Here is an 11,545-nt window from a genome sequence, read left to right as displayed (position 1 = left end):
TCCCATGACTGGAACCCCCATATCCGGTCGCAGGAGGCACGAGCCATGACACAATTGCGATTCGAAGTAACTGGAATGACCTGCGGCGGATGTGCCGGGCGGGCCAAGCGCGCGCTGGAAGGCGTCGAAGGCGTGTCCGAGGCAAACGTCAATCTCGCCAACCGTATGGCAACGGTTCAAACCAACACAGAGGCCGGGGATCTGCGCGACGCGCTGAAGACAGCCGGCTATCCCGCAGCAGAACAGCGCATCCGCCTGGCCATCGAGGGCATGAGCTGTGCCTCCTGCGTGGGCCGGGTGGAAAAGGCGCTCTCCGCTTTGCCGGGCGTACTTGAGGCGCGCGTGAACCTGACCGCCCAGACCGCCGAAGCGCTGGTTCTGGCGGGCAGCGTCGATCCCCAGACCCTGGCCGAGGCCGTGACAGCCGCGGGCTATCCGGCCACGCCGATGGACGGCGACGAAACCCCGGACGCCACCGCCCGACAGGCCGAGGAGGCCGCGGCGCTGAAACGTCAAACCCTGATCGCGGGCGCGCTGACCCTGCCGGTCTTCCTGGGTGTCATGGGCGGGCACATGATCCCCGCGCTGCATCACTGGATCGACGCCACGCTGGGACAAACCCTGTGGTGGACGGTACAATTCGTGCTGACGACGCTGGTTCTGGTCGGGCCGGGCCGCCGGTTCTACCGGATCGGGCTGCCGCTGCTGGCCAAGGGGACGCCGGACATGAATTCTCTGGTGGCGCTGGGGACACTGGCCGCCTGGGGTTATTCCTCAGTGGCGCTCTTTGCCCCGGCGCTGTTGCCGGAAACCGCCCGCGCCGTCTATTTCGAGGCGGCAGCGGTGATCGTCACGCTGATCCTCATGGGACGCTGGCTGGAGGCGCGCGCAAAGGGCCGCACCGGCGCCGCCATCCGGCACCTGCTGGACCTGCGGCCCGACATGGCCCGCGTGGAACGTGCGGACGGGACCGAGGAAATCAAGTTTTCCGAACTACAGAAGGGCGACATCCTGCAGGTGCGCCCCGGCGAGCGCATCGCCACGGATGGTATCGTGATCTCTGGCCGCTCCTTTGTCGAGGAAAGCATGGTCACGGGGGAACCCGCCCCAGTAGAAAAATCAGAAGGCGCGCAGGTCATCGGCGGTACGGTCAACGGCGCCGGCGCCCTGCGCGTGCGGGCCGAGGCGGTGGGCGGCGACACCGTCCTGTCGCGCATCGTCTCGATGGTGGAACAGGCCCAGGGCGCCCGGCTGCCGATCCAGGCGCTGGCCGACAAGGTGGTGCTGTGGTTCGTACCTGCCGTTCTGGTCATCGCCGCCGTGACGGTTCTGGCCTGGCTGATCTTCGGTCCCGGCCTGACCTTTGCGCTGGTCGCCGCCGTTTCTGTCCTCATCATCGCCTGCCCCTGCGCGATGGGTCTTGCCACGCCGGTCTCGATCATGGTGGGCACGGGCCGTGCCGCCGAACTGGGGATCCTGTTTCGCAAGGGCGAGGCGCTGCAACGGCTGGACGGCGCCAAGGTGATCGCCTTTGACAAGACCGGCACCCTGACAGAGGGCCGCCCGGCACTGGTCCGGCGTGAGACCGCACCCGGCTTTGACGCGGAAACCGTCCTGCGCCTGGCCGCCAGTGCCGAGCAGGGATCGGAGCATCCCATCGCACGCGCGCTGGAACAGGCCGCTGGCGCCGCCCCGGCCCCGGAAGAGGTCGAGGCCATCCCCGGCCACGGGTTGCGCGCCCGGGTCGAGGGGCAGAGCGTCCTGGTCGGCAACGCCCGGCTGATGGCACGCGAAAACATCGACGTGACCGCACTGTCCGACACGCTGCACCAGATGGAACGCGCCGCACAGACCCCGGTGCTGGTTGCCGTGGACGGCACCCTGGCGGGCGCCTTCGCGGTGGCCGACCGGATCAAGCCGGGCGCGCGCGCCGCGGTGGACGCCCTGAAACAGACGGGCTTGCGCGTCGCCATGGTCTCGGGCGATGCGCGGCCCGTGGCCGAGGCCATCGGCGCGGACCTGGGCATCGACCAGATCGAGGCCGAAGTCCTGCCCGAGGGCAAGCTGGACGCCGTGCGCGCCCTGCGCGAACGTTTTGGCCCGGTGGTCTTTGTCGGGGACGGCATCAACGACGCGCCCGCGCTGGCCGAGGCCGATGTCGGCCTCGCCATCGGCACCGGCACCGATGTCGCCATCGAAAGCGCCGACGTGGTGCTGTCCTCCGGCGCCGTCGCAGGGGCCGTCAACGCGGTTCATGTCAGCCGCGCGGTGATGCGCAACATCCGGCAGAACCTGGTCTGGGCCTTCGGCTATAACGTGGCGCTGATCCCGGTGGCGGCGGGTCTGCTCTACCCGCTCACTGGCATGATGCTGTCGCCCATGCTGGCGGCAGGTGCGATGGCGCTCTCCTCGGTCTTTGTCCTGACCAACGCGCTGCGTCTGCGCGGGCTGAAAGGGGCGCTAAGCGACGCCCCTGCCACCGCCCCGGCACCCCGTACCCGCGAGGTGACGGCATGAACATCGGAGAGGTCGCGGAACGCGCCGGACTGCCGGCCAAGACGATCCGCTATTACGAGGACATCGGCCTGGTCAAACCGCCGCGCGATGCCAACGGCTACCGCGCCTTCCGCGAAAGCGACCTGCACAAGCTGGCCTTCCTGGCGCGCGCCCGCGCGCTGGGATTCTCGATCGAGGATTGCCGCGTACTGGTCGGCCTCTACCAGGACGATCACCGCGCCAGCGCCGACGTCAAACGCGTGGCCGAGGAACACCTGACCCGCATCGACGAAAAGATCGCCCAGCTGCAGGGGATGCGCGACACGCTGGCGACGCTGGTCAACGCGTGCCACGGCGACAACCGGCCCGATTGCCCGATCCTCAAGGACCTGGCCGAGGGCAGCTAGGCCGTGCTCTCTGCCTGCGCCACCGGCACCATCGGCAGCGGGTCGGGGCGCAGGAAACCCTCCATATGGCCACGCGACAGCTCCCAGTGTTGCAAGGCCAGGTCGGCGGCCTGGTCCGCCGCGCCGCTTTCGATTGCGGCGATCAGGGCCTCGTGCTGCTGCACGGCCTTCTTGACCAGCTTGCGTTCCTTCTTGGTGCCGGGGCTAAAGACCCCCCGGCTCAGGCGCGTCTGGTCGATCAGCACCCGGTTCAGCGCGGGCAGCATGTAGGGGTTTACCGCCATCTCGCCGAGCTGCGTGTGAAACCCATGATCCGCAAGAGCCGCCGCCCCGTCGTCCCCGCCCTCCAGTGCCTGTTGGAACCGCAGTTGCGCCGCCTTCAGCGGATCCAGCCCCGCGCCGCCACGGACCTCCGCCGCCAGCCGCGCAGCCGTGGCCAGGATCAGCGGTGCGGTCTGCATGAGCGCGCGCACCGTGGCAAGCTCCAGCGAGACCACCCGCGCGCCGCGGTTCGCCTCCAATCGCAGGTATCCCTCACCCGCCAGCACCTGGAAAATCTCGCGCAGCGGGGTACGGGACAGGCCGTAGTCGGCGGCAATCCGGCCCTCGTCCAGCTCTGTGCCCGGGGCAAGGTCCTGCAACAGGATCCCCTCTCGCAGCGCCTCGCGGCAGATTTCCTTTGGACTGGCGGTCATCGCGTTTCCTCTCCAGGGTCCTTCAACACGGCTTGCATACCTAAAGTATACAGCGCGTATCGGTCCAAGGTCACGCAATCCCCGGCTTTGCTCTGGAAAATTCCCTGAACGGTCCTCAAGCCGCGCAGCACCGGGCCTGTGCGCCCGGCCCTACGGGAACCCTAGTGCGAATGCCCCGCGTGGCCGTGCTGGCGCGCGTCTTGGGCCTCGATCACGACGTCGATCTCCAGCTCTCCGGCCGAGGTCAGCAGGATCACCTCCCAGTGGTGACCTTCTTCCAGCACCGCTTGCAGCCCGTCAAAGCGGATCGCCAGTCCGTCCGGCTCCAGCGCCAGCTGCCGGCCCGGGGCCACCGGGATCGGCGGCAGGGACTCGAATCCCATCTCGCCGTCCTTCATGCGAAAGCCCACCAAGTGCCCTTCCAGCCCGCTGTCCAGCCGGGCGCCCAGGATCTCGACCCGGGCCGTGCCCTCATTGTGCAGGTCCATGAACAGCAGCGCATGATCTTGATCGGTGGCATTGGTCCAGGGATGCAGGATTTCCAGTCCCCCGATCTCGAAGGCATGGGCCGGTTCGTCGTGATCATGCCCCTCTTCGGCCAGAACCGGGGTGGTCATCAGCATGAGCGCGGCAAGCAGATGTTTCATTGGCGTAGGTTCTCCACAACAGGGCGCGTCAGAACGACAAGCGCCGGAACAAGAGACAAGACGGACATGGCCGACAGAAAGCCCAGCGCCAGGTTCACCTCGGCCCAGGTGATCGTGGCCGTCACCAGGACATCGGTCCTGTGCGTCACGATCCGCGACAGGACCAGGGCCGCGGCATAGCCGAACGCCAGCCCAAGCATCGTTCCCGCCACCAGCAGCGTGACGCCATAGCCCCAGACCACCGCCATGACAAAACGGCGCGGCGCCCCCAGCGCCCGCAGCATGGCCAGCTGCCGCTGGAAAAGACGCGTGAGGATGAACAACCCCAACAGGACAGAGGCCGCCACAAGCACCTGGGTCACGATGGACATGACAGACATGGCCTGCCGCACATCCCCCATGACCCGATAAAGATCGGCCAGCACGGTGCCCGGAAAAAAGGCCATCGTCTCGCCGCCCACGGTGAATTCCGAGCGCAGCGCATAATTGGCCCAGAGTTCGCCGGCATGGACGATCACCGCCGGGGTGCCGGGGAACAACTCGGGGGTGAAAGGCGGGCCGATCCTGTCACCTTCTTCGAAGCGGTGGCCGTTGGCCAGGCCGTGAACCTCCCAGACGGTTTCGACGGGGATCAGGATGGCCCGATCCCAGGGAGAGCCGCTGCGCGCCATGCGTCCGACCACCTCGATCCCGACGCCGTCATGGGCCTCGGCATCGGCGCCGCTGCCGCGACCGTGGGCCGGCGTGAAGCGGTCACCGATCTGCAGGTCGATGGCCGCCCCCACCACGGCCTCTCCGGACCGGGCAAATATCCGCCCCTCGATCTGGCCGTCACTGAGGTAGGTGACAAACTCCGCGATGGTGCCGACGACCGGTGCGCCATCGTGGCTGTCCCCGAAGGCGATGGGCGCCGCGATCTGCACCTGCGGGTGGTTGGCGATCCGGTCATAGGCCTCCCCGTCCAGCAGCGGCACGGCACTGGGCTGCAGAAAGACCGCCGCCAGCATCATGGTCAGTTCCGACCCCGGCGCCGTCACCACCAGATCGAATTTCTCTGCCGCCTGGGCGCTGCCGGTGCGCAGCCCACGCTCCTGCGCGATCAGCCCGATACCCATGCCGGTCGACACCGCGATTAGCAGTACGAACAGCAGGTTGGCCCAGCGAAACCGCCACATCAGCGCGCGGACCAGCGGCAGGGGCCGGAACCCGCGCAGCAGGATGCCCCCGATCACCAGCAAGGGCAGCAAGAGCGCCCCGGCGATGATCAGGTCTTGCGCGAGGACCGGCAGGCTGTCCCAACTGTCCCTCATGCGGCCTGCACCCCGGTATCGTCCGTGACTTTCCCGTCCTCGATGGTCAGCACACGGTCCAACCGTTCGAGCAGATGGGCATCGTGGCTCACCGCGATCAGGGTCTTGCCGCCGGCACGCGCCAGGCCGGTCAGATCTTCGATCAAGGCATCGGCGGCCCGCCGGTCCAGGCTCGCGGTCGGTTCATCGGCCAGCAACAAGCCCGGATCGGTCGCCAGGGCGCGGGCGATGGCCACCCTTTGCCGCTCACCTCCGGAAAAGGACCCGACCTTGCGGTTGCCCTCCGGGACGGCCAGACGTGCCAGCGCCTCGGCGGCACGGGTGGCGATTGGCGCTCGGTCATGGCGCGTCCTGAAAAGCCCGGAAAGCCCCGCGTTGGCCTGCGGCGAAAGTTCCTCAAACAACAGGAAGTCCTGAAAGATCAGACCCATGTTTTCCGAGCGAAAGACGGTTCGTCGTTCGGGCCGCAGGCGGGTCAGGTCCACCTCTCCCCAGCACAGGCGTCCGCGTACCTCGATCAACCCGCTGAGCGCGTGCAGGAACGTCGATTTCCCGGCACCGGAAGGCCCCCGTATGCCGATCAGTGCGCCGGCGGGGGCGGAAAGATCACCAACTCTCAGCAGGGTCCGGGTGCCCGCCCGCACCTCGAGATCCTTGATTTCCAGGGGTAACGCCATCAGTCCGCCACCCCATGCGCGCCGCTTGACCGGTTGACCCCATGTTCAGGCCGGGCGCTTGCATTCACGGGTTCGGGGGACAAGGACGGCATCAGGCGGTACGGCATTCCAATTAGGGCGAAGACGCTTCACCCGTTTCGTTATGTTATAACGTACATGCCGCGCCGCGGCTGTCAAGCCTCAGCCAAAGGCGGCATCGTAGGCAGCCACCAGGTCCTCGGCACGCGCCTTGACGTCGCCGGCAGTGCGCCCTGGCTTGTACAGGCTCGATCCGATGCCGAACCCAGTGATCCCGGCCTTTTGCCAGTCGGCGAAATCCTCTGGGCCGACGCCGCCCACGGCATAGGTCGCAGCCTCTGCCGGCAGCACCGCCTTGAGCGCCGAGAACCCGTCGAGACCCAGCTTGAACGCGGGAAAGAACTTCAGCCCGTCGGCGCCGTTGCGCAGCGCGGTGAAAGCCTCTGTCGCAGTGAAGACGCCCGGATAGGACAACAGCCCCGCCGACTTGGCCGCCACGATCACGCGAGGATTGCAATCGGGCGAGACCACCATGCCCGCCCCCAGTGCGGCCAGTTGACCGACCTCGACCGGGTCCAGCACCGTACCGGCGCCGATCAGCGCAGTGTCGCCGGCATGGGTGATCATCCGCCGGATGCTGTCGAACGGGTCGGGCGAATTCAGCGGCACCTCGATCTTGGTGATCCCGGCGGCTATCAGCGCCTCGGTGACGGGGGCGGCCTCGTCGGGGGTCAGGCCGCGCAGGATGGCGATAAGCTCTCTGGTCATGTCGGGTCTTTCATCTGGTGATAAGCGGCGGTCAGACCGGCCAGCGTGATGTCACCGGCGGGCAGCAGACGAGGCTGCACGCCCTGCGGTTCAAGCGCCGTGGCATAGGCCGTGGCAAGCGCGTCCTCGCCCAGGATCACCACCTCCTGCCCCAGCCAGTAGGGCCGCGCGGCGGCCAGTTCGGCCCCGATCAGAAGGCCCGACAGGCGCGCGCGGGATGCCGCCGATCTGGTCCCGTGCAACAGCGCGTCGGCGCGCAGGGTGAACAGCGAGGCGGCAAGACCCGCGGGCCGGGACAGCGAATCGCTCACCGCGCTGGCAAAGACCTCTGCATCCCAGCCGTCTTCGGTCATCGTGTGGCGCAGGACCGACTGGCTGCTCAGCAGGGCAAAAAGCTCGCCGGTCATGAAGGTCCGAAAGGACACGATCTCTCGGGCGCTGATGTGAGCCCATTTCGTATGCGTTCCCGGCAGGCACAGAACACCGTCAAAGCGCGGTTCCTGCACCAGGAACCCGGCGATCTGGGTTTCCTCTCCGCGCATCACGTCGGCCGGGCGGTCCTGCTGGACACCGGGCAGGATCTGCACCGACAGGCGCGCATCCTGCACAGGCGGGCGGATACCCCGAACCGGCGGCTCGCAGGGGACAGCAGCATAGGGGGCCTCGGACCAGCCCTGCCGGGCGCCCGCCATGCCGCAGATCATCACCGGCACCGTCGTATCGGGCAAACGGTCGCCCAGGAGGTCCAGCAGTGTCGGCTCGAAAGCGTCGGGCGTCAGGCGCGACATGCCCTTGTCCGATTCGATCAGTTCCAGCGGGCGATCATCGGCGTCCATCGGCCAGACCCGCAACCGCGAGGTCCCCCAGTCCACGGCAATCCACGAGAGTGCATCTGTCGGCATGGTCCCTGCTCCCTTCCGATCCCGGCGCCGGACATGGTCCGGCCCCTTCAATGACCCTGCCCTGACCAAGGATGCAAGCCCCGCGCGGGTTGACAACACGGCCCGAACCGCGCGCTATCGCCCGAAACACGACCGGAGGAGACCCAATGTCCCAGCTTTTCTCGCTTGCCGACCGACGCGCGCTTGTCACCGGATCTTCGCAGGGGATCGGATATGCCCTTGCGCGCGGCCTGGCCGAGGCCGGGGCCAAGATCGTCCTGAACGGGCGCGACGCGGGCAAGCTGACCAAGGCCGCCGAGAGCCTGCGCGGCACCGGCGCAACGGTCCGTGAACTTGCCTTCGATGCCACAGATCATGATGCCGTGCGCAAGGCCATCGACGGGTTCGAGGCCGAACATGGCGCCATCGACATCCTGGTGAACAACGCGGGCATGCAGTACCGCACCCCGCTGGAGGACTTCCCGGCCGAGATGTTCGAAAAGCTGCTGCAGACCAATGTCGCCAGCGTCTTTCACGTCGGCCAGGCCTGCGCGCGGCACATGATCGGGCGCGGACGTGGCAAGATCATCAACATCGCCTCTGTCCAGACCGCGCTGGCCCGCCCCGGCATCGCGCCCTACACCACGACCAAGGGCGCGGTCGGCAACCTGACCAAGGGCATGGCGACCGACTGGGCCCGCCACGGGCTGCAATGCAACGCCATCGCGCCGGGCTATTTCGACACGCCGCTGAACGAGGCGCTGGTCAACGATCCCGAGTTCTCCGCCTGGCTGGAAAAACGCACCCCCGCCGGGCGCTGGGGCAAGGTCGAGGAACTGGTGGGCGCCTGTGTCTTCCTGTCCTCGGATGCCTCCAGCTTTGTCAACGGGCACACGCTGTATGTCGATGGCGGCATCACCGCCTCGATCTAGGTTCAGACTGCAGGGAACCGAGCGCGCGTGCGGTTGGCAAAGGCCACCAGAGACAACATCACCGGCACCTCGACCAGCACGCCGACGACCGTCGCCAGCGCAGCGCCCGAATTGAGGCCAAAGAGGCTGATGGCGACGGCCACGGCGAGTTCGAAAAAGTTCGACGTACCGATCATCGCGCAGGGTGCCGCGATCCGGTGCGGCACCTTCAGCGCATAGGCGGCGCCATAGGCCAGCGCGAAGATGCCATAGCTCTGCACAAGGATCGGCACGGCAATCAGGACGATGACCAGCGGCCGGGCCAGGATCACCTCTCCTTGCAGGCCAAAGAGAATGGCGACCGTGGCGATCAGCCCGACGACCGACCAGGGTTTGACCCTTGCGGTGAACCTCTCGACCGCTTGCTGGCTACCTAATGCCCGCCGTGTCAACAGGCCCGCAATCAGCGGCAAGACCACGTACAGCACCGTTGCCAGCACCAGCGTTTCCCAGGGCACGGAAATCTCTGCTACGCCCAGCAGAAAGGCGACGATGGGCGCAAAGGCAAAGACCATGATGATGTCGTTCACCGACACCTGCACCAGCGTGTAGGTCGCATCGCCCCGGGTCAGCTGCGACCAGACAAAGACCATCGCGGTACAGGGCGCCGCCCCCAGCAGGATCAGACCGGCGGTGTATTGCGCGGCATCCTCGGGCGCGATCCAGGGGGCAAAGACATGGTCGAAGAACAGAACCGCCATCAGCGCCATCGTGAAGGGCTTGATCAGCCAGTTGACCGCCAGCGTCACGATCAGCCCCTTGGGCTGCCGCGCCACGCCGGAAATCGCGCCGAAGTCCACGCCGACCATCATCGGGTAGACCATCGCCCAGATCAGCACCGCCACAACCAGGTTGATGCTTGCGACCTCGGCCGCCGCGATGGCCTGCACCAGGCCGGGCGCCATCACGCCGATGCCCAAGCCCACCAGCATGGCCAGCGCCACCCAGAGGCTGAGATAGCGTTCAAAGGTGCCCATCACGGGATCGGCGGTTGTTTCGGTCATTGGTCAGGCTCCATGTCGGCTGGCGCCGTCGGCGCACAAGTGATCCGGTTCAGGATCGGTTGGCAGAGGTCGGGCCGACCGCCGCAGCAGTCCTGCATCAGGAAGGACAACAGACCGCGCATCGCATCGAAATTCGCGAAATAGCGCACCGACCGCCCCTCGCGCAGGGACCGCACAAGGCCCGCCCCGGACAGGATGTTGAGATTGTTGGACAGGGTGTTGGGGCGGATGTTCAACCGGTCCGCTATCTGGCCCGCGGTCACGCCATCAGGCCCGGCATTGACCAGCAGGCGGAACACGTCGATCCGGGCGTCATGCGCCAGGGCGGACAGCGTCGCAATGGCATCCATCTTTTCCATATTTCATGTATATTCGAATTAACGGTGATCGCAAGAGGTCGCCAGCGGACCTGCCGCCTGGCGGCGGGATGCCGCGTCGCGCTCGCCCGAAACGAAAAGGGGCCCACGAAGGCCCCGATAAACTGGATGGTCATATTGGTCGGAGTGAGAGGATTCGAACCTCCGGCCCCTGCCTCCCGAAGACAGTGCTCTACCAGGCTGAGCTACACTCCGACCGTGGCGGGCGGGATAGCCCAGCGCCGGGGCTTTGGCAAGGCTCAATCGTGCGCTTGCCGCGGGTCTTTCGCGCGCGGCGTCCGGTCTTTCCTGAAAAACCGCACACGGGGCACGATCCCGGTCTCGAACCGAGTCCGGGACCGCAGCACCGGACGGTTGGTCGAGGATTTTCCGCCTTCGCGCAGCACGATGTAGGTGCCGCTGGCGATGATGATTCCCGCACCCGCTGCCGTCCAGGTGTCGGGGTATTCGTTGAAGAAGACCGCCCCGGTGAAAACCGCCCAGAGGATCTGCGAATACTGCATCGGGGCGACCACCACGGCCTCGCCCGCCTTGTAGGCCATGATGACCAGCGCCGAGGCTGCAAACGCCATGACGGACATCAACGCCAGCCCGCCCAGTTCCAGCGCCGGCATCGGCTTGTAGACAAAGGGCAGCGCCGCGCCCATGACGATGAAATTCGTCAGGATCGGATAAAGCAGCATGACGACGCTGCGTTCGTCTTGGCCGATCTTGCGCACGATGATCGAGGCCAGGGAGCTGGCAAAGGCGGCAACCAGCGCCGCCAGGTGCCCCAAGCTCAGCTCTGTTCCGCCGGGGCGCAGCACCACCAGAACGCCGCAGAGACCGACGACCACCGCAATACCGCGACGCAGACCCACCTGTTCGCCCAGGATGGGAATCGCCAGCAGGGTGATCAGCAGGGGGGCGGCAAAGAGAATCGCATAGACCTGTGCCAACGGCAGAACGGAAAAGGCATAAAAGGCCGACAGACCCGTGATGACAGCAGACAGGGTCCGCACCATCAGCCACCAGGGATGCACCGGCCGCAAAGTGCCGGGCTGCGATTCGCGGATCAGGATCAGCGTCAGCAGCGGAAAGGAAAACAACCCGCTGAAAAAGACGATCTGCACCGGGCTGTAACTGGCCCCCAGCCACTTCACGATCACGTCGTGAAGCGAGAACACCCCGAAAGCGAGCAGCGCCAAAAGGGCGCCTTTGGCGTTGTGAGACATCCGGAATCCGTAAAGCTGAGTCGGTTGGCGCCGCTTGTTAACGCTATCACAGGATGATTGCCGCTGGAACGCAAGGGGGA

12 protein-coding genes and 1 tRNA gene are annotated in these 11,545 nt (G+C 66.6%); 3 read left to right on the top strand and 10 right to left on the bottom strand.

The features are described 5' to 3' along the window. The first annotated feature begins 45 nt into the window (after nucleotides 1–45). Together G9Q80_RS05760 and cueR are read left to right on the top strand one after the other, a co-directional pair. A complete protein-coding gene (locus G9Q80_RS05760; protein ID WP_088716787.1) occupies nucleotides 46–2,517 on the top strand; it encodes a heavy metal translocating P-type ATPase in 2,472 nt (823 codons plus the stop codon). Next, complete coding sequence (gene cueR, locus G9Q80_RS05755; protein WP_043147027.1) at nucleotides 2,514–2,903, top strand: Cu(I)-responsive transcriptional regulator; 390 nt, start codon at nucleotides 2,514–2,516, stop codon at nucleotides 2,901–2,903. The genes G9Q80_RS05760 and cueR overlap by 4 nt, the downstream gene beginning before the upstream one ends. Here cueR and G9Q80_RS05750 read toward each other — a convergent pair. From G9Q80_RS05750 to G9Q80_RS05725, 6 genes are all read right to left on the bottom strand, one after another. Continuing rightward, nucleotides 2,900–3,598, bottom strand: coding sequence for a GntR family transcriptional regulator (locus G9Q80_RS05750; protein WP_088716788.1), 699 nt, complete (start codon nucleotides 3,596–3,598; stop codon nucleotides 2,900–2,902). The two genes, cueR and G9Q80_RS05750, sit on opposite strands and share 4 nt — an antisense overlap. 161 nt (nucleotides 3,599–3,759) lie before the next feature. Next, nucleotides 3,760–4,245, bottom strand: a complete 486-nt coding sequence (locus G9Q80_RS05745) for a copper chaperone PCu(A)C domain-containing protein (protein WP_088716789.1) — start codon at nucleotides 4,243–4,245, stop codon at nucleotides 3,760–3,762. After that, entirely contained in the window at nucleotides 4,242–5,555 is a 1,314-nt protein-coding gene (locus tag G9Q80_RS05740) for an ABC transporter permease (protein WP_088716790.1), read from the bottom strand. The genes G9Q80_RS05745 and G9Q80_RS05740 overlap by 4 nt, the downstream gene beginning before the upstream one ends. Further along, entirely contained in the window at nucleotides 5,552–6,232 is a 681-nt protein-coding gene (locus tag G9Q80_RS05735; protein ID WP_088716791.1) for an ABC transporter ATP-binding protein, read from the bottom strand. The genes G9Q80_RS05740 and G9Q80_RS05735 overlap by 4 nt, the downstream gene beginning before the upstream one ends. A gap of 180 nt (nucleotides 6,233–6,412) precedes the next feature. Then, on the bottom strand, nucleotides 6,413–7,018 hold the full coding sequence (locus G9Q80_RS05730; protein ID WP_043147018.1) for a 2-dehydro-3-deoxy-6-phosphogalactonate aldolase: 606 nt from the start codon (nucleotides 7,016–7,018) through the stop codon (nucleotides 6,413–6,415). Further along, the gene (locus G9Q80_RS05725) at nucleotides 7,015–7,920 is read right to left on the bottom strand and encodes a 2-dehydro-3-deoxygalactonokinase (protein ID WP_088716792.1); all 906 of its coding nucleotides are present in this window, start codon (nucleotides 7,918–7,920) and stop codon (nucleotides 7,015–7,017) included. The genes G9Q80_RS05730 and G9Q80_RS05725 overlap by 4 nt, the downstream gene beginning before the upstream one ends. Before the next feature lie 146 nt (nucleotides 7,921–8,066). Here G9Q80_RS05725 and G9Q80_RS05720 point away from each other — a divergent pair, with 146 nt between their 5' ends. Beyond that, a complete protein-coding gene (locus G9Q80_RS05720) occupies nucleotides 8,067–8,831 on the top strand; it encodes an SDR family oxidoreductase (RefSeq protein WP_088716793.1) in 765 nt (254 codons plus the stop codon). 2 nt (nucleotides 8,832–8,833) lie between these two features. Here the strand turns inward: G9Q80_RS05720 and arsB are convergent, their stop codons facing one another. From arsB to G9Q80_RS05700, 4 genes are all read right to left on the bottom strand, one after another. Further along, complete coding sequence (gene arsB, locus G9Q80_RS05715; RefSeq protein ID WP_088716804.1) at nucleotides 8,834–9,847, bottom strand: ACR3 family arsenite efflux transporter; 1,014 nt, start codon at nucleotides 9,845–9,847, stop codon at nucleotides 8,834–8,836. A gap of 23 nt (nucleotides 9,848–9,870) precedes the next feature. After that, on the bottom strand, nucleotides 9,871–10,233 hold the full coding sequence (locus tag G9Q80_RS05710) for an ArsR/SmtB family transcription factor (RefSeq protein WP_088716794.1): 363 nt from the start codon (nucleotides 10,231–10,233) through the stop codon (nucleotides 9,871–9,873). 136 nt (nucleotides 10,234–10,369) lie between these two features. After that, nucleotides 10,370–10,446 (bottom strand) — tRNA-Pro (locus G9Q80_RS05705). A gap of 44 nt (nucleotides 10,447–10,490) precedes the next feature. Then, complete coding sequence (locus tag G9Q80_RS05700) at nucleotides 10,491–11,465, bottom strand: DMT family transporter (RefSeq protein WP_052244599.1); 975 nt, start codon at nucleotides 11,463–11,465, stop codon at nucleotides 10,491–10,493. Nucleotides 11,466–11,545: the final 80 nt, after the last annotated feature.

This window comes from Mameliella sp. LZ-28, assembly GCF_012274245.1.
Classification (GTDB): domain Bacteria; phylum Pseudomonadota; class Alphaproteobacteria; order Rhodobacterales; family Rhodobacteraceae; genus Antarctobacter; species Antarctobacter albus.
This window is presented reverse-complemented; position numbering and strand designations above follow the sequence as displayed.